At 59.4% G+C, this 21,590-nt stretch carries 17 protein-coding genes and 4 tRNA genes; 16 read left to right on the plus strand and 5 right to left on the minus strand.

Going from position 1 to position 21,590, the window contains the following annotated elements; all coding sequences use genetic code 11:
- Positions 1-16 precede the first annotated feature (16 nt).
- The 3 genes from GM415_RS11565 to GM415_RS11575 are packed head-to-tail and all read right to left on the minus strand — an operon-like array spanning position 17 to position 2,822.
- Positions 17-1,303, minus strand: coding sequence for a 3-deoxy-D-manno-octulosonic acid transferase (locus tag GM415_RS11565; RefSeq protein ID WP_158948322.1), 1,287 nt, complete (start codon positions 1,301-1,303; stop codon positions 17-19).
- Entirely contained in the window at positions 1,304-2,215 is a 912-nt protein-coding gene (locus GM415_RS11570; protein ID WP_158948324.1) for a D-alanine--D-alanine ligase family protein, read from the minus strand. It lies immediately after the preceding gene.
- A complete protein-coding gene (locus tag GM415_RS11575) occupies positions 2,181-2,822 on the minus strand; it encodes an HDIG domain-containing metalloprotein (protein ID WP_158948326.1) in 642 nt (213 codons plus the stop codon). Before GM415_RS11575 ends, GM415_RS11570 begins: the two co-directional genes overlap by 35 nt.
- 259 nt (positions 2,823-3,081) lie before the next feature.
- Here GM415_RS11575 and hypD point away from each other — a divergent pair, with 259 nt between their 5' ends.
- Complete coding sequence (gene hypD / locus GM415_RS11580) at positions 3,082-4,176, plus strand: hydrogenase formation protein HypD (RefSeq protein WP_158948328.1); 1,095 nt, start codon at positions 3,082-3,084, stop codon at positions 4,174-4,176.
- A 3-nt stretch (positions 4,177-4,179) separates the two neighbouring features.
- Positions 4,180-5,184, plus strand: a complete 1,005-nt coding sequence (gene hypE, locus GM415_RS11585) for a hydrogenase expression/formation protein HypE (protein WP_158948330.1) — start codon at positions 4,180-4,182, stop codon at positions 5,182-5,184.
- Positions 5,185-5,260: 76 nt separating this feature from the next.
- Here the strand turns inward: hypE and GM415_RS11590 are convergent, their stop codons facing one another.
- Positions 5,261-6,283, minus strand: a complete 1,023-nt coding sequence (locus tag GM415_RS11590; RefSeq protein WP_158948332.1) for a chemotaxis protein — start codon at positions 6,281-6,283, stop codon at positions 5,261-5,263.
- Positions 6,284-6,350: 67 nt separating this feature from the next.
- Positions 6,351-7,370: a tRNA dihydrouridine synthase gene (locus tag GM415_RS11595; RefSeq protein WP_158948334.1), complete on the minus strand. Its 1,020-nt coding sequence runs from the start codon at positions 7,368-7,370 to the stop codon at positions 6,351-6,353.
- A 297-nt stretch (positions 7,371-7,667) separates the two neighbouring features.
- Between GM415_RS11595 and GM415_RS11600 the strand changes: the two genes are divergently transcribed.
- The 14 genes from GM415_RS11600 (at position 7,668) to rpoC (ending at position 21,480) form a co-directional block, all read left to right on the plus strand.
- Positions 7,668-7,743 (plus strand) — tRNA-Thr (locus GM415_RS11600).
- A 10-nt stretch (positions 7,744-7,753) separates the two neighbouring features.
- A tRNA-Tyr gene (locus tag GM415_RS11605) sits at positions 7,754-7,839 on the plus strand.
- Positions 7,840-7,905: 66 nt separating this feature from the next.
- Positions 7,906-7,981 (plus strand) — tRNA-Gly (locus GM415_RS11610).
- Positions 7,982-8,173: 192 nt separating this feature from the next.
- Positions 8,174-9,367 (plus strand): elongation factor Tu, encoded by a 1,194-nt coding sequence (tuf, locus tag GM415_RS11615; RefSeq protein WP_158948336.1) that lies wholly within the window; start codon positions 8,174-8,176, stop codon positions 9,365-9,367.
- 2 nt (positions 9,368-9,369) lie between these two features.
- Positions 9,370-9,519 (plus strand): 50S ribosomal protein L33, encoded by a 150-nt coding sequence (gene rpmG / locus GM415_RS11620; protein ID WP_158948338.1) that lies wholly within the window; start codon positions 9,370-9,372, stop codon positions 9,517-9,519.
- A gap of 12 nt (positions 9,520-9,531) precedes the next feature.
- Positions 9,532-9,608 (plus strand) — tRNA-Trp (locus tag GM415_RS11625).
- Positions 9,609-9,693: 85 nt separating this feature from the next.
- Complete coding sequence (secE, locus tag GM415_RS11630) at positions 9,694-9,951, plus strand: preprotein translocase subunit SecE (protein WP_158948340.1); 258 nt, start codon at positions 9,694-9,696, stop codon at positions 9,949-9,951.
- A gap of 30 nt (positions 9,952-9,981) precedes the next feature.
- Positions 9,982-10,539 carry a transcription termination/antitermination protein NusG gene (gene nusG / locus GM415_RS11635; protein ID WP_158948342.1) on the plus strand — a complete coding sequence of 186 codons (558 nt, stop codon included), beginning with the start codon at positions 9,982-9,984 and terminating at the stop codon, positions 10,537-10,539.
- A 46-nt stretch (positions 10,540-10,585) separates the two neighbouring features.
- Positions 10,586-11,011 carry a 50S ribosomal protein L11 gene (gene rplK, locus GM415_RS11640; protein WP_158948344.1) on the plus strand — a complete coding sequence of 142 codons (426 nt, stop codon included), beginning with the start codon at positions 10,586-10,588 and terminating at the stop codon, positions 11,009-11,011.
- Positions 11,012-11,025: 14 nt separating this feature from the next.
- Complete coding sequence (gene rplA, locus GM415_RS11645) at positions 11,026-11,733, plus strand: 50S ribosomal protein L1 (RefSeq protein ID WP_158948346.1); 708 nt, start codon at positions 11,026-11,028, stop codon at positions 11,731-11,733.
- Between the two features lie 154 nt (positions 11,734-11,887).
- Positions 11,888-12,409, plus strand: a complete 522-nt coding sequence (rplJ, locus tag GM415_RS11650; protein WP_158948348.1) for a 50S ribosomal protein L10 — start codon at positions 11,888-11,890, stop codon at positions 12,407-12,409.
- Between the two features lie 40 nt (positions 12,410-12,449).
- Positions 12,450-12,836 (plus strand): 50S ribosomal protein L7/L12, encoded by a 387-nt coding sequence (gene rplL / locus GM415_RS11655; protein ID WP_158948350.1) that lies wholly within the window; start codon positions 12,450-12,452, stop codon positions 12,834-12,836.
- Positions 12,837-13,133: 297 nt separating this feature from the next.
- Positions 13,134-17,246 (plus strand): DNA-directed RNA polymerase subunit beta, encoded by a 4,113-nt coding sequence (gene rpoB, locus GM415_RS11660; protein WP_158948352.1) that lies wholly within the window; start codon positions 13,134-13,136, stop codon positions 17,244-17,246.
- An 85-nt stretch (positions 17,247-17,331) separates the two neighbouring features.
- Entirely contained in the window at positions 17,332-21,480 is a 4,149-nt protein-coding gene (gene rpoC, locus GM415_RS11665) for a DNA-directed RNA polymerase subunit beta' (protein ID WP_158948354.1), read from the plus strand.
- Positions 21,481-21,590 lie beyond the last annotated feature (110 nt).

The raw sequence follows: 21,590 nt of genomic DNA on the forward strand, positions 1-21,590 counted from the left end.
TTTGCGTTGACGCTAATTAAACCTTATTGAGAAAATCGGCAACCTGTTTGGCCGTAGCTTTCGCGCCGCCCTGGCGGTCGCGGATGTAGGCCTTTGCCCGGCTCGCAACCTCGCTTCGGGGCGGCGTTTTTTCCAGTACTTCAATGAGCAGATTCAGGGCGTGCTCGGCGTCCTCGGCTTCCAGAGCGAGCCCGGACTCGACGATTTCCCGCCCAACCCAGGCAAAGTTCTTCCAGTGGGGGCCGATGACCGGAGTGACCCCGCAGGTCAGGGGCTCCAGAAAGTTCTGCCCGCCCAGCCTGGCCAGGCTGCCGCCCACAAAGGCGGTTTTGGCCAGGCCGTATGCCGGGACCAGTTCGCCGAAGGTGTCCCACAGGACCACTGTGCCGGGGCTGGCCGCGCCCTTGAGGGCGGAGCGCAGGGTCCAGGTCACTCCCACTTCGTTCATGGCTTTCTCCCATAGCGGCATGTGGTGCATGTGGCGTGGGAACAGACCAATGACGGTGCCGGTCTTGTAGCGCATGAGCGCGGCGGCGATTTTGGCCACCTCGATTTTCTCCTGTTTTCGCACCGAGCCGAAGACCACGAAATTGGTGCGATCAGGGATGATTTCTCTGAGGGGGTTGTCCTTGCGCGCAAGCGGGCCGGCTCCGGCCATGCGGTCGAATTTGATGTTGGGCATGACCCATACCCGTTCGCGTCCGAACAGGGTGCCGAAGCGGCGGGCGTCGGTCTCTGATACGGCCATGATGCGCTCCGGGCCCAGGGCGCGGAACAGGCCGGGCCAGGCCAGATAGCCGCCCAGGCTCTTGCTTGTCATTCGCCCGTTGGCCAGCAGCACGTGCACGCCTGATTCCCGGCAGGCCGACAGGAAGCCGGGCCAGATTTCCGTTTCCAGAATCAGGGCTGCACTTGGGCGCACGTGGCGGACTGTCCGGCGCATGAGCCCCGGGGAGTCAAAGGGAAAATACCACGGCTGTACGGCAATCCCCTTTCTTGTGGAGTGGATTTCCCTGGCCGCATTGGTCAGAATTTCGTGCCCCTGGCGGGTGTTGGTGGTGACCAGCACGCGCAGTGTTTCGTTGGGAAGGGGAACGAGTTCCTTGAGCACGGCCCAGGCGAGATAAGCCTCGCCGCCGCTGGCCGCCTGAATCCAGAGGTGGGCCGGGGCGGGCAGGCCGCCGGACAGGGTGCGCTGTTCCCAGCCATCCTTGAGGCGGTGATTGAACCTCAGCAGGGGGAGGGCGGCCTTCCACCCGAGATCGTAGACCGAGAGGGCTGCGTTCAGCAGCGTCCGGTTCATCTAGCCCCGCTCCCCGATGCCCAGTTCCATGAGGCGCGCGATGAGGTCGTTGAAGGACAGCCCCACGGCGTCGGCGGCTCGGGGGAGCAGGGAGGTGGGGGTCATGCCGGGCAGGGTGTTGACTTCCAGCAGATAGGTCTCCCCGGTCTCGGTCAGGATGAAGTCGCCCCGGCTGTAGCCGGACAGGCCTAGGGCCTCGTGGGCCACCTTCATTTGCGCCTGGACCGTCCTGGTCACGGCCTCGTCCACCGGGGCAGGGCAGATTTCTTCGGCCCCGTCGGCAGCGTACTTGTTCTCGTAGTCGAAGAAATCCGCGCCGCTTTTGGGCGTGATCATGACCAGGGGAAGCGCTTCATCTCCAAGGATGCCGCTGGTCAGCTCCACGCCGGGAATGAACCGTTCCACCAGAGCGGACTGGCACATGGCGAAGACCTTGTCCAAGGCTGCCGGAAAGTCTTCGGCCCGCTTGACCAGGGACATGCCCAGGCTTGAGCCGCCCTTGTTGGGCTTGACAAAGACCGGCAACTCCAGTTCCAGTTCGGTGTCCCTGCCCTGGACCGGCGTGACGAACTGCCAGTCCGGGGTGTTGATGCCCCTGTCCTGGAAGACCTCCTTGGAAGCCGCCTTGTTCAGGGCGAGATAGGAGGCGGCGGCTCCGGCCCCCTGGTAGGGGCAGCCCGCCTTGTCCAGCACCGCCTGGATCAGCCCGTCCTCGCCGGGAGCGCCGTGCAGGTTGATGAAGGCGAAGTCCGCCTCCCGTGCAAGGGAGAGCAGGTTCTTGAAGTCCTCGGCAGGGTCGAAGAGGGTGACGTCGTGGCCCAGTTCGTTCAGGGCCTCATGGATCTTCCGGGCGCCGACCAGGGAGACTTCCCGTTCGTCAGACCAACCGCCCGCTATCAAAATCACATTCATTCAAGTTTACCTCGAGGGTGTCGCTCAGCAGATTTTCCAGATCCACGGACTGGGTACGCGTGATCTCGATACGCCGGCGTATGTAGTCGTTGATGCCGTAGCGCGAAGTCAGGTCCTTGAAGCGTGTCTCAATGGACACGAGTCTGTTGTGGCGGACGCGTTTGTCCGCGTAAATGACCGCGAGCGGCGTGAAATACTTATCGATATCCATGGCGAAGTGCCAGTAGACGTGGTGGGTGATGCCCACGGCAATGGCCGGGTTGCCGGTAATGTCCATGGTCCACGCCCCGCCGAGCTGGCTGTGGTTGCCGCCGTGCCGGATGGTGTAGGTTTTAGCGATGTCATGCAGCAGCGCGGAGGCGCGGACCGTGGCGACATCCACGTTCAACCCCAGGGCCTTGCCTCGTTCGGCCACGAAGGTGGCGACCCTGGCCACCTCCCGGCTATGCTCGGCCACGTTGTCCAGCATCTTGTAGCGCTCCCAATACGTAGCGCACTCCCGGTCGTCCGGCACGGGGAGCGTCGGGTCGATGATCACCGGGGGTGGGGCCGGGAGCGGGCAGACGGGGATTTCCCCGACGATTTCCGGTTTGACGTTGCTGTTCATTCTGGCTGGCTGGCGGGAGTGTTTGGGCGGACCGCCTTATTGCGGCCCAACGGCTCAAGCATACCAGCAGACAGGGGAAAAATAAAGACACGTGCGGGCGGGAATCGTGTTGTTTTTCGGGCAGGTTTCCTGTGAAAAGCGTTTATCGGCAGGAAAGCCCTTGCTGCTCCGGGTTTTATTTGCCCACTTGGGTAAAGAGGTATATGGAAGGTTCTGACCCTGTAGGACGGGACCTGAAACCAAGTGTGAGGATGTTGATTTGAGCTTCGAATTGTTGGAGAAATTTCGAGACCCGGCCCTGTGCCGGAAGATACTGGACAAGATGCGGGCCGAACTGGACGGCGGGTTGCGCTTCATGGAGGTTTGCGGCACCCACACCGTGGCCATTTTCCAGAGCGGACTGCGCTCCCTGCTGCCCGAGGAGATCGTTCACCTGAGCGGCCCGGGGTGTCCCGTGTGCGTCACCCACGAGTCCGAGGTGAATGCCTTTCTGGACCTGGCTGGCCGGGACAACGTGATCATGGCCACCTTCGGGGACCTGATGCGTGTGCCGGGGCACGGCGGGCGCAACCTGAAGAAGGCCCAGGCCGACGGTGCGCGGGTCAAAGTCGTGTATTCGCCTTTCGATACCCTCAAGCTCGCCAAGGAGAATCCCGGCGATCTGGTGGTCTTTATCGGCGTCGGCTTCGAGACCACGGCTCCGACCATCGCGGGCACTATGAAGATGGCCAAGGCCCAGGGCATAACGAACCTGCGCGTGCTCTGCTTCCACAAGACCGTGCCTACGGCCCTGGAGGCACTGCTGACTGACGCCATGACCAGCATTGACGGTTTTATCCTGCCCGGCCATGTTTCTGCCATCATCGGGCTGGAGCCATATAAGTTCATAGCCGAGAAGTATGGCAAATCCGCCGTGGTCACCGGGTTCGAGCCGCTGGATATCCTTCAGTCCCTGGACCAGATGATCGGCTGGCGCAACGCGGGCGAAGCGCACGTGACCAATAACTACACCCGCATCGTCAGTGATGAAGGCAACCTCAAGGCCAGCGAGATCATGTACGAGGTCTTTGAACCGGTGGACGCCCTGTGGAGGGGCATCGGTCTCATTCCCGGCTCCGGTCTGGAGATTCGCGAGGAGTGGGAAGGCTTCGACGCCAAGAAGGAATTCGGCATCACCATAGAGGAAGGACCCGCGCTGCCCGGCTGCAAATGCGGCGAGATCCTCAAGGGCATCAAGCAGCCCGACGAATGTCCCCTGTTCAAGAAGGCCTGCACCCCGGCCAACCCGGTCGGCCCGTGCATGGTATCCACCGAAGGCAGCTGTGCCGCCTATTACAAATATAAATTGGATTAGTTCATGAGCGATAAGGTTCTTCTCGATTACGGCAGCGGCGGACGCGCTTCCCAGCGCCTCATCTCGGAACTCTTTCTCAAGTACCTCGGCAACGATGAACTCAACCGGCTCAATGACGCGGCGGAACTATCCCTGTCCGGTCGGCTGGCCATGTCCACGGACTCCTTCACCGTCGATCCCATTTTTTTCCCCGGCGGCAATATCGGTTCCCTGGCCGTGCACGGCACTGTCAATGACGTGGCCATGATGGGCGCGGTGCCGCGCTATCTCACCTGCGGATACATCATTGAGGAGGGGCTCCCCATGGACGACCTGGAGACCATTGTGGCCTCCATGGGGGAGGCCGCTGAACACGCCGGGGTCCAGATCGTCACAGGCGATACCAAGGTCGTGCCCAAGGGCGCGGTGGACAAGATTTTCATCAACACCACGGGCATCGGTGAGATCATCGTTGATCCGTCCCCCGGCGGTGACAGAGCCCGGCCCGGTGATGCTGTGCTCGTTTCGGGCACCATCGGAGATCATGGGCTGACCATCCTCGGTACTCGCGAGGGGCTGGACTTCGAGGCCAAGGTCGAGTCCGATTCCGCCTCTCTGAACCACCTGCTGGTCAGGCTGGTGCGGGAACTGCCCGATGTGCACGTGCTACGCGATCCCACCCGTGGTGGCCTGGCCACCACACTCAACGAGATCACCGCCAGTTCCGGCGTGTGCTGCGAGCTGGTGGAAAACGATCTGCCCGTTCGGCCCGAGGTCCGGGGCGGCTGCTCCATCCTCGGCCTGGACCCGCTCTATCTGGCCAATGAGGGCAAGTTCCTCTGCATCGTGCCTCAGGAGGACGCGGACAAGGCACTGGAGATCATGCGCGCCGACCCGTTGGGTCGCGACGCCTGCCGTATCGGGACCATGACCGACGCCAACCCCGGCAAGGTCGTGCTGGTCACCCAACTGGGCGGCAAGCGGCTGCTGAACATGCTGGAGGGCGAACAGCTGCCGCGTATCTGTTAACTGTCCATCCTTTTGAACAAAAAGAGGCCCCCGGTTTTCCGGGGGCCTCTTTTTGTTTTCTTCTTGCCGATCAGGATCAGAAGTCTTCGTTCGCCGCCTTGCGGATGAGCGCAGCGGCACGCATGGCCAGCTGGGTTATCTCCGGCTTGGAAATCTGGTCGTCTGCCCCTACTGTCTCGCCCCGGTGGCGGAGTTTCTCCGTGATCAGCGAGGAAAAGAGGATGACCGGAAGGTCGCGGAGTTCGGGATCTTCCTTGATGCGCTTGCAGAGGTGGTGGCCGTCCATCATGGGCATCTCGATGTCGGATATTACGACTTGGACGTAATCGGTAATGGGCCGCTCCTCTTCCCGGGCCAGAGCCTTGAGTTCCAGGAGGCGGTCCCAACATTCCTTGCCGTTGGTGGTCTTCTCCACACGGAATCCGGCCTGGTTGAGCATGTCCCGGATCATTTCCCGGATAAGCGGGGAGTCGTCGGCAGTGAGCGCCTTGTAGCCGGAGTGGCTTTCCATCACGAAGTTGTCGTCGAGCTTGAGGCGCATGCTGGGGTTGAGTTCCGAGACGATGCGCTCCAGGTCGAGGATGAAGACGATGCGCTTGTCGAACTTGACCACGCCCGTAATGGAGTCGCTGGACAGGGCGGAGACGTATTTATTGGGCGCTTCCACGTCTTCCCAACTGATACGGTGGATGCGGGTGACGCCGGAAACCATGAATGCCGAAGTCACCTGGTTGAACTCGGTGACGATGACCTTGGGCGGTTCGTTTTCCACTCGTTTTTTCTTGAGCCAGATGGACAGGTCGAGCAGGGGGATGATCCGCGACCGGAGATTGAAGGCTCCAAGCACGGACTCATGAGCGACCTCGGGCATTTCCGTCACTTCGGGCATGCGCATGATTTCCAGGACTTTGGCGACGTTCACTCCGTAGAAGCTTTTGCGGCTGGCCTTTTTGCCCTTGCCCTCTTCGTCGGGGAAAGCCTCTTCCTGGTTCAGTTCCGGGTCGTCACTCTCCTTGGGTTCTTCCTCAAGATAGAATTCGACGATTTCAAGTTCGTTGGTTCCCGCTTCAAGCAGAATGCCATTTGCCGTGCTCGCCATGGGTTCACCGCTCCCTAGGATGCATGGGTAAGGAAAGAGTTTCGCAGTATTGCAGTGCTTGTAACCGTTAGCAGCAAAGGTCGTCAATGAGAGTTTCCCCGGGCAGCCCGTCTGCGGGCTCCAGGGAGGCGATGGTCGCGGCCGCCTCTTCCAGCGCGGCCCAGTCTTCGCATTGCAGCAGGGAGGCGCGCAACGTGCGGATTCCCTTGAGCCCCTTGGCATAGCGTGGGATAATGGAGCGGATCTTGCGGAAGGAGCGGCCATCGCCCTCGTATTGCCGAGTAAGACGGATATGTTCCCGGACGATATTTGCCAGGAACGCTCCGTCGCGGGGAGGCAGGTCCTCGCCTTTGCGCAGGGCAGTGAAGCGGGCGAAGATGGAAGGATCGTACAGGGCTCCTCGGGCGAACATGACTGCGTCCACACCGGTTTCCTCGATGCAGCGGTGTCCATCCTCGGCGCTGAACAGGTCGCCGGAGGCGATGACCGGGATGGATACGGCCTTCTTGAGCAGGGCGAGTTTGGACCAGTCCGCCTTGCCCGAAAACATTTGCTTCCCGTATCTCGGGTGAAGCGTGACCCAGTCAACGCCGACGTCCTCGAGACGCCGGGCGAGGTCGAGATAAACGTTTTCGCCCTTGTTGAAGCCGAGGCGGAACTTGACGCCGACTCGGCCGCCCTCCGGGTGCTGTGCGGCTTTTCGGACCATGATCGAAGCGATATTCACCAGGTTATCCAGGTCCATCATCATGGCGCAACCCGATCCCGACTTGAGCACTTTGCGCACTGGGCAGCCCGAGTTGAGGTCGAAGTTTCGGAGGCCCAAGGACAGCAGCTTATCCATGACCGGTTCAAAGAATTGTTCGTCGGCTCCGAAGAGCTGCAGGACCATGGGGTCGTCTTCGGGGCAGGTGGCGATAAGCCTCTTCGTGCCTGCGTTTTTGAAAGCCAGTCCCTTGACGCTGACCATTTCGGAGCAGCACACGCCGCAGCCGAACTGTTTCGCCAGCAGGCGGAAAGGGAGGTCGGAATAGCCGGCCAGCGGGGCCAGCCAGGGAATGTCGGGAGTGATGTTGAACGCGCTCATGGTGAGAAGCACATAATGATTGCCATGGAACGAGTCAAAGAAAAAAGGGGGCAACATCCAGGGAGTACATTAGCGAGTTGGGGACTCGCCTTGTCTTATATATGGTGATATGCGAAAAGGGGTGGCTGCCGAAATATTTTGAAAAAAATAAAGCGGGAGGGTTGACAAAAGTCCGGTTTCCAACTTAAACACGCCCGTCTTCGAGCGAAAGGCAGCTCCGCCCGGACAGGGCGCAAAAAGCTGATCAAAACGCTTGCTTTTTGAAATATTGATGGATATAGACTTCGTTCCTGGCGGGCTGGCGTAGCTCAATTGGTAGAGCAGCTGATTTGTAATCAGCCGGTTGCGGGTTCAAGTCCCATCGCCAGCTCCATAAGACGAATGGTGGGGTTCCCGAGTGGCCAAAGGGAACAGACTGTAAATCTGTCGGCATACGCCTTCGGAGGTTCAAATCCTCCCCCCACCACCACAAATTTCATAAGCCGCGCTGTAGGAGAGGGTCCTAATGGAGACCCTTGGTGACTACGGATAGTGAGCGGGAATAGCTCAATTGGTAGAGCATCAGCCTTCCAAGCTGAGGGTTGCGGGTTCGAGTCCCGTTTCCCGCTCCACGTTCTGCCTGATCCAGTCACCCATACTCCTTAAAATCCGGGCGCAACCCGGTCAGCAGGCACCCGCTGCCCCCGTAGGGCGAGCGATACCGGCACAAGCCCGGTCATGGATCCCCTGGGTTCATGGCTTTGTTAATTATGTATTATAAGTAATTAAAACCTACACAACTTTTACGTTTAGGGGGATCCAAAATGGGTAAAGCTAAATTTGAACGTAGCAAGCCTCACGTTAACATCGGTACCATCGGTCACATTGACCACGGTAAGACCACTCTGACCGCCGCCATCACCAAGCTGGCCGCCATGGCCGGCAACGGCGAGTTCGTCGCCTTCGACGAAATCGACAAGGCCCCGGAAGAGAAAGAGCGCGGCATCACCATCGCCACCGCTCACGTCGAGTACGAGACCGCCAACCGTCACTACGCTCACGTGGACTGCCCCGGTCACGCCGACTACATCAAGAACATGATCACTGGTGCTGCTCAGATGGATGGCGCCATCCTGGTCTGCGCCGCCACTGACGGTCCCATGCCCCAGACTCGTGAGCACATCCTGCTCGCCCGTCAGGTCGGCGTGCCCGCCATGGTCGTCTTCCTGAACAAGTGCGACATGGTCGATGACGAAGAGCTCCTCGAGCTGGTCGAGATGGAAGTTCGTGAGCTTCTCGACAAGTACGATTTCCCCGGCGACGACATTCCGGTCATCCAGGGTTCCGCTCTGAAGGCCCTCGAGTGCGAAAGCGTCGATGACGAAGCCGCCAAGCCCATTTTCGAGCTGTTGGACGCCTGCGACAGCTACATCCCCGAGCCCGAGCGTGACATCGACATGCCGTTCCTGATGCCCGTGGAAGACGTCTTCTCCATCTCCGGCCGTGGTACCGTTATCACCGGTCGTGTGGAGCGCGGCATCATCAAGGTCGGCGACGAAATCGAAATCGTCGGCATCAAGGACACCCTGAAGACCACCTGCACGGGCGTCGAAATGTTCCGTAAGCTGCTCGACCAGGGCCAGGCCGGTGACAACGTCGGTCTCCTGATCCGCGGCATCAAGCGTGACGAAGTGGAACGCGGCCAGGTTGCTGCCAAGCCCGGTTCCATCACCCCGCACACCAAGTTCAAGGCCGAGGTCTACGTCCTGTCCAAGGATGAGGGCGGCCGTCACACCCCGTTCTTCTCCGGCTACCGTCCGCAGTTCTACTTCCGTACGACTGACGTTACCGGTGTCGTTACCCTGGACGAGGGTGTCGAAATGGTCATGCCCGGCGACAACGCCACCTTCAATGTCGAGATGATCGCTCCGATCGCCATGGAAGTCGGCCTCCGCTTCGCCATCCGCGAAGGCGGCCGCACCGTCGGCGCCGGTGTCGTCACCGAGATCATGGAGTAATCATGCGCATCAACATTCAGCTGCAGTGCACCGAGTGCAAGCGTAAGAATTACGCTACGCAGAAGAACAAGAAGAATACTACCGGTCGACTGGAAGTGAAGAAGTATTGTCCCTGGGACAAGAAGCACACTGTCCACAAAGAGACCAAGTAGTTTCGATAGAGCAGGGGTATAGTTCCAACGGCTAGAACGCCGGTCTCCAAAACCGGATGTTGGGGGTTCGAATCCCTCTACCCCTGCCAACCTTAGTCTTTGAAGCGCGTAGCGGGGCTTTGGCCTGAGCGGCCAAGGCCCCGCGAACCGCTCAATAATTCGGGAAAAAGAAATATGGCCAAGAAGAAAGGCAAGAAAGCTGCCGAGAAGCAGGCTGCCCAGGCTTCCTCAAATATCGTCGTCACCAAGGTCAAGGAATTCACTGAATTTTTTGATGAATCCAAGGTGGAGATGAAGAAGGTTGTCTGGCCGACCCGCAAGGAAACCATCTCCACGTGTGTGGCCGTGCTGGTCGTGAGCGTCGTCATCGCCATCTACTTGGGTGTTGTCGACCTCGCGCTCTCGAAGATCGTCGAGGCCATACTTTCCTAAGTCCCTTTTACGAGCAAAGGCTGGATTAACATGGATGCCAATATGGAAAATGCTTCCCCCCGCGCCCGCTGGTACATTGTTCATACCTATTCAGGGTTCGAGCAGCGCGTGGAGCAGACCGTTCGCGAGATGATGCGGACCGGGCAGGACAAGGGCCTCATCGAAGAGGTCGTCATGCCCACCGAGAAGATCGTCGAAATGGTCAAGGGTGAACGCAAGACGTCCACCAGGAAGTTTTACCCTGGCTACATCATGATCAAGATGATCTTGACGGATGATTCCTGGCACCTGATCCAGTCCATCCCGCGCGTCACCGGGTTCGTGGGCGGCAAGAACCGTCCCACCCCCATGCGTGACAGCGAGGCGGAAAACATCCTCAACATGATGGAGAGCCGCCAGGAGAAGCCTCGTCCCAAGTTCAATTTTGAGCGCGACGACGAGGTTCGGGTCATCGACGGCCCGTTCAGCGGCTTCAACGGTGTTGTGGAGGAAGTCAACTACGACAAAGGGAAGCTCAAGGTTTCCGTCTCTATCTTCGGGCGCCAGACGCCGGTCGAGCTGGACTTCGTCCAGGTGGACAAGGGCTAGCCCGCAATATACTCGCTAACTGCGAAATTTCTCACCGAGGAATACAATGGCCAAGAAAGAATTAGGAAAGATCAAGCTGCAGATTCCCGCTGGCGGCGCCAACCCTTCTCCGCCGGTCGGTCCGGCTCTGGGTCAGCACGGCGTCAACATCATGGAATTCTGCAAGGCGTTCAACGCCAAGACTCAGGACCAGAAGGGACTCATCATCCCCGTCGTCATCACGGTTTACGCAGACCGTTCCTTCGACTTCATCACCAAGACTCCTCCGGCGGCCGTTCTCCTCAAGAAGGCGGCCAAGATCGAGAAGGGTTCCGGTGAGCCCAATAAGGAAAAGGTCGGCAAGGTCACCAAGGCCCAGATCAAGGAGATCGCCGAGTTGAAGATGGTCGATTTGAACGCCAATGACATAGAGAACGCAATGCTGCAGATTGAGGGCACCGCCCGCAGCATGGGCCTCGAAGTCAAGGGCTAGTGAGGTTACAAGCAATGCCTAAGCATGGAAAAAAATATCGCAATGCCGTCGGTGATCGTGATGCCGTCATGCGCGTTTCCGTTGAGGAAGGCGTGAAGACCGCTGTCGAAAGCGCCTTCGCCAAGTTCGACGAGACCGTGGACGTGGCCATCAACCTCGGTGTTGATCCCAAGTATTCCGATCAGATGATCCGTGGCGCCGTCTCCCTGCCTAACGGACTTGGCAAGGATGTCCGCGTGGCCGTCTTCTGCAAGCCCGAGAAGGAAGCCGAAGCCAAGGAAGCCGGAGCCGACTTTGCCGGTTCCGACGAACTGGTCGAGAAGATCCAGTCCGGCTGGTTGGACTTTGACAAGGCTGTCGCCACCCCGGACATGATGGCCGTGGTCGGCAAGATTGGTCGAGTGCTCGGTCCCCGAGGCCTGATGCCCAACGCCAAGACCGGCACCGTGACCATGGATGTGGCCAAAGCCGTGTCCGAGCTCAAGGCCGGTAAGGTCGAGTTCAAGGTCGACAAGGCTGGCATCCTGCACGCCCCCATCGGCAAGGTCTCTTTTGGCCCCGAGAAGCTGTGTGAGAACCTGAAGACCCTGCTCAACAAGGTCGTCAGCCTCAAGCCGTCTTCCGCCAAGGGAACCTACATGAAGGCTGTCGGCGTTTCCACCACCATGGGCCCGGGCGTCAAGATCGACCCCCTGACCGTCAGGAAATTCCTGGAAGCCTAAACAACAATGGTATGCCGGATGTCTCTCCCGGGGCATCCTGTAGATAACGCACGGGAAGTTGAGTCAGAGACGGCGGGTGAGGGCTGTGCCCCTCTTAAAATCCCGCTCAGACAACGCTTTGACCTGCTTTCCGGGCCTAGACGAGGAGTGGTAGATGAACAGGCAAGAAAAAGCCCAGATCATCGAGCAGCTGAACGAAAAAGCTGCGCGGGCGAGCATTGCCGTCGTCACCGACTTCAAGGGACTTAGCGTCGAGGAACTTACCGTCCTCCGCGCCAAGTGCTTCGAAGCCGGCGTTGACTACCAAGTCGTCAAGAATACCCTGGCCCGGTTGGCTCTCAAGGACACCGCACACGGTGACCTGAGCGAACACTTTAAAGAGAACTGCGCCGTTGCGCTGGGCTACGATGATCCCGTTGCCCTGGCCAAGGTGCTGGCCGATTTTGACAAGGGGAACAAGCTGTTCTCCATCCGTTTCGGCTCTCTTGAAGGGAAGTTTCTTGATAACGACGGCGTGAAGGAACTCGCCAAGATGCCCAGCAAGCCTGAGCTTCTGAGTTCCGTACTCGGCACCATGCAGGCCGTACCGCGCAATTTCGTTTGCTTGTTCGCAAACATCGAACGCAAATTCCTGTATGCCTTGACTGCGATCAAGGAACAGAAGGAAGCCGCGTAAACCAGGTTCAAAGCGAATCGATTTCCAAGGAGAATTTATCATGGCTGATATCACCAAAGAACAGGTTGTCGAGTTCATCGGCAACATGACCGTCCTGGAACTGTCCGAATTCATCAAAGAGCTCGAAGACGTCTTCGGCGTTGAGGCTGCTGCTCCCGCCGCTGCCGTTGTCGCCGCTCCCGTCGCTGGCGGCGATGCCGGTGGCGCTGAGGAACAGACCGAGTTCGACGTCGTCCTGAAGGGCGCCGGTGGCAACAAGATCGCCGTCATCAAGGCTGTCCGCGCCATCACCGGCCTGGGCCTCAAGGAAGCCAAGGCTCTGGTCGACGAAGCTCCCAAGGCTCTCAAGGAAGGCGTTTCCAAGGAAGAGGCCGACGAAGCTGCCAAGCAGCTCGAGGAAGCCGGCGCCGAAGTTGAAGTTAAGTAACTTCAGCAGCTTAAGCTATTCATAGCAAAGAGCGCTCATCCTGTAACAAGGGTGTTGCGCTCTTTGCTCTGTCTATATATATACTGGTTAATTCTTTTACATCTGGGTTTAAGCATACGAAGGCGTCAAAAGCGCCTGCTCCTCGTTCAAACATGGGCCGTAAATGCATGTTTCGGCCATGGCTTAGCACCCGTTTTCCTCGCAGCGGCCTGATCCACGTGGTCGCTGCCCGACTCAAGGGCAGAGGGTTTCCGTCCCTCCCGTCCCAACCATCAACCGCTCACGCATGAGGGTATAATGGGTCATTTCAGAAAAACATTCGGTAGCATCAAGAACTCGCTTCCCATCCCGCACCTCCTGGAGTTGCAGGTGGATTCCTACAAGCGTTTCCTGCAGGAGGGCACCGCGCCCGCCAGCCGGGGCGACTTCGGTCTGGAAGGCGTGTTCCGGTCCGTGTTTCCCATTGAAGATTTCAACAAGACCGCTAGCCTTGACTTTGTCAATTATGAAATCGGCGATCCCAAATACGACGTCGATGAGTGCATCTCGAAAGGTTTGACCTACGAGGCACCCATTCGTATTACTGTCCGTCTCGTAGTTTTCGACGTGGATGAAGAGACCGACAATCGCACTATTCGTGACATCAAGGAACAGGATATATACTTCGGGACCATCCCGCTGATGACGGAAAAAGGCACCTACGTCATCAACGGCACCGAGCGCGTTATCGTCAACCAGTTGCAGCGCTCCCCCGGCATCATCTTCGAGCATGATTCCGGCAAGTCCCATTCCAGCCGTAAGGTGCTGTACTCCTGCCGCATCATTCCCATGCGCGGTTCGTGGCTCGATTTCGACTTCGACCACAAGGACATCCTGTATGTCCGTATTGACCGCCGCCGCAAGATGCCGGCTACCATCCTGCTCAAGGCCATGGGCCTCTCTCGCGCCGACATCCTGGAGTACTACTACGATATCGAATCCTACAACCTGCTCAAGACCAAGGTCCAGCGGCTGGTTGTCGAGGATCAGTATCGCAAGGAACCCGCCTTTGCTGACATCAAGATTGACGACAAGGTGATCGTGGCCAAGGACGCCAACATCACCAAGGGCGCTTGGCGCAAGCTCGTCCGTAATGACGTCAAGCACATCGAGGTGGACCCGGTTTCCCTGCTTGGCCAGTTCCTGGCCGCCGACATCGTCGACAAGAACGGCGAGGTCATCGCCGAGGCCGCCGAGGAGTTGACTGTTGATCTGGTCGAGAAGATCCGCGATGCCGGGATCAAGGAGCTGAACGTGCTGCACACCCGCGGCATGGACGTTTCCTCCTCCCTGCGCGACACGCTCCTTCTTGACAAGACCACTGACATGGAGACCGCGCAGATCGAGATTTACCGTCGTCTGCGTCCCAGCTCTCCGCCCACTCCCGAGATCGCGTCCAACTTCTTCGAGAACCTGTTCCGCTCTTCCGACTACTACGATCTCTCCAGTGTTGGCCGTTACAAGCTCAATTCCCGTCTGAATCAGGAAGTGGACCTGAATACCCGCACCCTGATCAACGAGGACATCCTGCTGGCCGTGAAGGAACTCATGCGCCTGAAGGATACACACGGTCCCGCTGACGATATCGACCACCTCGGCAACCGTCGCGTGCGTCCCGTGGGTGAACTGGTCGAGAACCAGTACCGTATCGGTCTGGTGCGCATGGAGCGAGCCATCAAGGAGCGCATGTCGCTTCAGGAAGTGGCCACGCTCATGCCTCACGACCTGATCAACCCCAAGCCGGTAGCGGCCGTGCTCAAGGAGTTCTTCGGAACCTCCCAGCCCAGCCAGTTCATGGATCAGACCAACCCGCTCTCCGAGGTGACGCACAAGCGCCGCCTGTCCGCATTGGGCCCCGGCGGTCTGACCCGCGAGCGCGCCGGCTTCGAGGTGCGCGATGTGCACACCTCGCACTACGGTCGTATCTGCCCCATTGAGACACCGGAAGGACCGAACATCGGTCTGATCGTGTCCCTGACCACGTATGCCAAGGTTAACGACTACGGTTTCATTGAGACGCCGTACCGCAAGGTGATTGATAAGAAGATCACTGACGAAATCAATTACATGGACGCCTCCAAGGAGGCCAAGGAAGTTGTGGCCCAGGCCAACGCTCCCCTGGACGATAATGGCGTCTTCATCAACCCGCGCGTCAACGCGCGCCTTGCAGGCGACGTCCAGCTTACCGCTGCCGAAGATGTCACCTGCATGGATATCAGCCCGAGCCAGACTGTTTCCATCTCGGCCGCGCTGATTCCCTTCCTGGAGCACGATGACGCCAACCGCGCGCTCATGGGCTCCAACATGATGCGCCAGGCTGTACCGCTGTTGCAGGCCGAGCAGCCGCTGGTCGGCACGGGCATGGAAGGCCCGGTTGCCCGCGACTCCGGCGCCTGCGTCTTGGCTGAAGAGGACGGTATCGTCCATTACGTCGATGCCGAACGCGTCATCGTGAACTACGAGGGCGGCATCTACGGACCTTCCGGCGGAGCCAAGCACTACGAGTTCCAGAAGTGGCACAAGTCCAACCAGAACTCCTGCTTCGGCCAGCGTCCCAAGGTCCAGGTCGGCCAGGTGATCAAGAAGGGCGACATCCTCGCCGACGGTCCCGGCATCGACGACGGTGAGCTTGCCCTGGGCAAGAACCTGCTCGTGGCCTTCATGCCTTGGTGCGGTTACAACTTCGAGGACTCCATCCTCATCTCCGAGCGCATGGTCAAGGAAGACGTGTTCACCTCGATCCACATCGAGGAGTTCGAACTGGTCGCCCGTGACACCAAGCTGGGACCCGAGGAAGTGACCCGCGACATCTCCAACGTCTCCGAAGAGATGCTTCGCAACCTCGACGAATGCGGTATCATCCGCATCGGTGCTCGCATCAAGCCCGACGACATCATGGTCGGTAAGATCACGCCCAAGGGCGAGACCCAGCTGACCCCTGAAGAGAAGCTCCTCCGGGCCATCTTCGGCGACAAGGCCCGCGACGTGAAGAACACCTCCCTGAAGGTGCCGCCGGGAATCTCCGGCACCATCGTCGACGTCAAGGTCTTCAACCGCCGTTCTTCCGACAAGGATGACCGGACCAAGGCCATCGAGGACGCCGAGCTCGCCGCTTTTGACGCCAAGGAGATGAAGCATATCGCGGCTCTGACCGAGGCCACCCGCGAGCGCATCTGGGAAGCCTGTGAAGGCGGCAAGCTCAAGAAGGACATCGTCGGCTCGAAGAAGACCATGCTGGGCAAGACCGGCGAGGTCGTCGAGCGCGAAGCCATTGACGGCATTCCCGTGAAGAAGCTTGTCGGCATCTTCGACAAGGATATCAACGACCAGATCAAATTGATCGTGGCCGATTACGAAGGCCAGGTTGCCTTCATAAAGAACATGTATGACGTCAAGCGCGAGAAGGTCACCGAAGGCGATGACCTGCCTCCGGGCGTCATCAAGATGGTCAAGGTCTACGTCGCGGTGAAGCGTAAGCTCTCCGTGGGCGATAAGATGGCCGGCCGCCACGGCAACAAGGGTGTCGTCTCCTGCATTCTGCCGGAAGAGGACATGCCCTTCTTTGCCGACGGCACGCCCATGGACATCGTGCTCAACCCCCTGGGCGTTCCCTCCCGTATGAATATCGGGCAGATCATGGAAACCCACCTGGGCATGGCGGGCCGCAAGCTCGGCCAGCAGCTCCATGAGCAGCTGATCGAGGGTGCAAATGACCTGCGCGAGCGCGCCAAGTTCGTGTTCGAGTCTCCCGATATGGACGAATTCATCGACTCCATGTCCGATGAGGAGTTCATCGAGACCGTCAAGCGCTGGAAAAACGGCATCGTGGCCAAGACCCCGGTCTTCGACGGCGCCAGCGAAGACGAGATCTGGGGCTGGCTGACCAAGGCCGGCTGCGACGACGACGGCAAGTTCATCCTCTACGATGGACGAACCGGCGAACCGTTCCACAGCCGCGTCACCGTGGGCATCATGTACATCCTCAAGTTGCACCACCTGGTCGACGAGAAGATCCATGCCCGTTCCACCGGTCCTTACTCGCTGGTTACCCAGCAGCCTCTCGGCGGTAAGGCACAGTTCGGTGGTCAGCGCCTGGGTGAGATGGAAGTCTGGGCCCTGGAGGCCTACGGCGCCGCCTATCTTCTGCAGGAGTTCCTCACCGTCAAGTCCGACGATGTGCAGGGCCGCGTGAAGATGTACGAGAAGATCGTCAAGGGCGACAACTTCCTGGAAGCCGGGCTGCCGGAATCCTTCAACGTCCTGGTCAAGGAACTCATGTCGCTGGGTCTGGATGTGACCCTGCATTACGAGGACCGCAAGCGTCCGGCCACCGCTCCCCAGGGTGCGGCTCCAAGGCCGTTGATGCCGTAGGGACGGACACTAACACGGTTAATCGACCTGGCGGGCCGCATCGGCCCGCCAGGCACCATATAACTTTTTACGATAGGGGATATCCATGACGTTGGACGATCTGTTCACCTTGCGTGGAGCGCCGAATCAGACGGCCCAGGGCCGCAACCTGAAGGCTATCCAGATATCCATCGCCTCGCCCGAGACCATTCGCGAATGGTCCTACGGCGAAGTGAAGAAACCCGAGACCATCAACTACCGGACCTTCAAGCCCGAGCGCGACGGCCTTTTTTGCGCCAAGATCTTCGGGCCCGTGAAGGACTACGAGTGCAACTGCGGCAAGTACAAGCGCATGAAGCATCGCGGCATCGTCTGCGAGAAGTGCGGCGTCGAGGTCATCGCCTCCAAGGTTCGCCGCGAGCGCATGGGCCACATCGAATTGGCCGCGCCCGTTGCCCACATCTGGTTCCTCAAGACTCTGCCTTCCAAGATCGGCACGCTGCTCGACATAACCATGGCCGACCTGGAGAAGGTGCTGTACTTCGATTCCTTCATCGTGCTTGATCCGGGCGAGACCCCGCTCAAGACGCATCAGGTAGTGTCCGAAGACCAGTACTTCCAGGTCATCGACCACTTCGGCGAAGACGCCTTGAAGGTCGGCATGGGCGCCGAGACGGTCCGCACCATGCTGGAAGCCCTGGATCTGCCGACCCTGCGTACCGAACTGCGTGAGGAGTCCCAGACTACCCGGTCTCAGACCAAGAAAAAGAAAATCACCAAGCGGCTGAAAATCGTCGAGGCTTTCCTCGAGTCCGGCAACAAGCCCGAGTGGATGATCATGGAAGTGATTCCCATCATTCCGCCCGAGCTGCGTCCTCTCGTCCCCCTGGACGGCGGCCGTTTCGCCACCTCCGACCTCAACGATCTCTACCGTCGCGTCATCAACCGCAACAACCGCCTGAAGAGGCTGTTGGAGCTGGGTGCGCCCGAGATCATCATCCGCAACGAAAAGCGCATGCTCCAGGAAGCCGTTGACGCCCTGTTCGACAACGGTCGCCGTGGCCGCGCCATCACCGGCACCAACGGTCGCCCGCTCAAGTCGCTGTCCGACATGATCAAGGGCAAGCAGGGCCGTTTCCGCCAGAACCTGCTCGGCAAGCGTGTCGACTACTCCGGCCGTTCGGTCATCGTGGTCGGTCCGAAGCTGAAGCTGCATCAGTGCGGCCTGCCCAAGAAGATGGCCCTCGAGCTCTTCAAGCCGTTCATCTACGCCGAGCTGGAAAAGCGCGAACTGGCCACCACCATCAAGTCCGCCAAGAAAATGGTCGAGCGCGAAGACCTGGTCGTCTGGGATATCCTGGAAGACGTGGTCCGCGAATACCCGATCATGCTCAACCGTGCACCGACCCTCCACCGCCTGGGCATCCAGGCCTTTGAGCCGCTGCTCGTGGAAGGCAAGGCCATTCAGCTTCACCCGCTGGTTTGCTCCGCCTACAACGCGGACTTCGACGGTGACCAGATGGCCGTGCACGTGCCCCTGTCGGTGGAGGCGCAGATCGAATGCCGCGTGCTCATGATGTCCACCAACAACATCCTGAGCCCCTCCAACGGTTCGCCCATCATCAACCCCTCGCAGGACATCGTCCTCGGTCTGTACTACCTGACCACGCCCCGTTCCTTCGAACTGGGCGAGGGCATGTGCTTCTCCGACCGCGAGGAGGTCATCGCCGCCTACGATCACGGCGTTCTGGGCCTGCACGCACGCATCAAGGTTCGCATCGACGGCAAGCTGGAGGAGACCACCACCGGCCGCGTCATCGTTAGCGAGCTTATCCCGGACGAAGTGCCGTTCGAGATGGTCAACTGCGTGCTCAACAAGAAGAATATCGCAGCCCTGGTCTCCGGTTCCTACCGCACGGCAGGCACCAAGGCCACGGTCATCCTGTGCGACAAGATCAAGGACCTTGGTTACGAATACGGCGCTCGCGCCGGCGTGACCATCGGCGTCAAGGACCTCAAGATTCCCGACGCCAAGGCCGGTATGCTTGAAACCGCCCACGCCGAAGTGGACGAGATCGAGAACCAGTTCCAGGATGGTATCATTACCCGGACCGAGAAATACAACAAGGTTGTCGACGTCTGGACCAAGGTTACCAACGACATCTCCAACGAGATGATGCAGGAAATGTCCACCGACGTGCTGACCGATCCCAAGACCGGCAAGACCGAGGTGAACTCCAGCTTCAACCCCATCTACATGATGGCCACCTCGGGTGCTCGAGGCAACCAGGACCAGATGCGTCAGTTGGCCGGTATGCGCGGTCTGATGGCCAAGCCTTCGGGCGAGATCATCGAGACGCCCATCACCGCCTCCTTCCGCGAAGGTCTGTCGGTTCTCCAGTACTTCATCTCCACTCACGGCGCTCGTAAGGGTCTCGCGGATACCGCGCTCAAGACCGCCAACTCCGGTTACCTTACCCGCCGCCTGGTCGATGTCGTTCAGGACGTGACCGTCTCCGAGATCGACTGCGGCACCGTTGACGGCCTGGAGCTGACCCACCTGATCAAGGGTGGTGAAATCAAGCAGCGGCTGCACGAACGCGTGCTCGGCCGCGTGACCATGTTCGATGTCTATAATGAAGACACCGGCGAATTGATTATTCCCGGCAACACGATCATCGATTCGGCGTACGCCAAGAAGCTCGACGCTTCCGGCGTTAACTCCATCACCATTCGTTCCGGCCTGACCTGCAAGGCCAAGCAGGGCGTTTGCGCCATGTGTTACGGCCGTGACCTGGCCCGAGGTCATCTGGTCAACGTCGGTGAGACCGTCGGCATTATCGCCGCCCAGTCCATCGGCGAGCCCGGAACCCAGCTGACCATGCGTACCTTCCACATTGGTGGTACCGCATCCAAGGAAATCGAGTCCTCATCCATCGAAGCCCAGCACAACGGCCGGGTCGTCACTTCGCGCATGCGTACCGTCGTCAACTCCGAAGGGCACAAGATGGTGCTCGGCAAGAGCTGTCAGGTCGGCATCGTGGACGATCAGGGCCGCGAGCGGGAAAAATACGTGCTGCCTTCGGGTGCACGCCTGCTGGTGGACGACGGACAGGACGTCAAGAAGGGCTCCCCGCTGGCCGAGTGGGATCCGTACATGGAACCCTTCATCGTCGACGTTTCCGGCGCCATCAAGTTCAAGGACATCATCGAAGGCAAGACCGTGCAGGAGGATCGCACCTCCAAGGCGTCCGTCACCATCATGGAGTATCGCACCACCAACTACCGGCCCGCGGTCGGCATTCTGGACGAGGACGGCAAGGCCGTGCAGCGTCCCGGTACCGACATCGACGCCAACTTCGCCATGCCGGTGGGCGCCATTCTGATGGTCAAGGACGGCGATCAGGTCAAGGCGGGTGACGTCATCGCGCGTAAGCCGCGTGAGTCCTCCAAGACCAAGGACATCGTCGGTGGTCTGCCTCGCGTCGCCGAGCTGTTCGAGGTGCGCAAGCCCAAGGATCTGGGTGTTGTCTCCTCCATTGACGGCATTGTCACCTTCGGTCCCGAAACCAAGGGCAAGCGCAAGGTCGTGGTCACTCCCGAGGTGGGCGACTCCAAGGAATTCCTCATTCCCAAGGGCAAGCACATCACGGTTCAGGAGTCCGACTTCGTGGAAGCGGGCGATCTGCTGACCGAAGGCTCTCCGGAGCTGCACGACATCCTGCGCATCAAGGGCGAGAAGTACCTGGCCCGCTACCTGGTCGAGGAAATCCAGGACGTGTACCGCTTCCAGGGCGTTAATATCAACGACAAGCACATCGAAATCATCGTCCGCCAGATGCTGAAGAAGGTTTCGATCCTGGAGCCCGGTTCCACCTCCTTCCTCATCGGCGAGCAGGTGGACAAGCAGCGGTTCATGGAAGAGAACGCCAAGGTCATGGAAGAGGGCGGCAAGCCCGCTGTCGCAGAGACCCTGGTTCTGGGTATCACCCAGGCATCTCTGTCCACGGACTCCTTCATCTCCGCAGCCTCCTTCCAGGAGACCACCAAGGTGCTGACCGAGGCTTCGCTCAAGGGCAAGTCCGACCAGCTGCGCGGCCTGAAGGAGAACGTCATTGTCGGCCGTCTCGTGCCTGCAGGAACCGGTTTCCGCAAGTACATCGACACCGACATCGTGGTCCCGGATCAGCCCGAGCGGCCCGACAAGTTCCTTGAGGAGCTTGAGGAGAATCCGCTTCTGGTCGAGACGGAGTAACGAAATTAATAACATCGCCGTTGGTGGTGTTAATATATTGAAATGATTGGAGAGGTCTTTCCTCTCCAATCATTTTTGAGAAATCGGGACTCAAGTTACCGAAAAGAGTG

Source organism: Pseudodesulfovibrio cashew (genome assembly GCF_009762795.1).
In the GTDB taxonomy this organism is placed as follows: domain Bacteria; phylum Desulfobacterota; class Desulfovibrionia; order Desulfovibrionales; family Desulfovibrionaceae; genus Pseudodesulfovibrio; species Pseudodesulfovibrio cashew.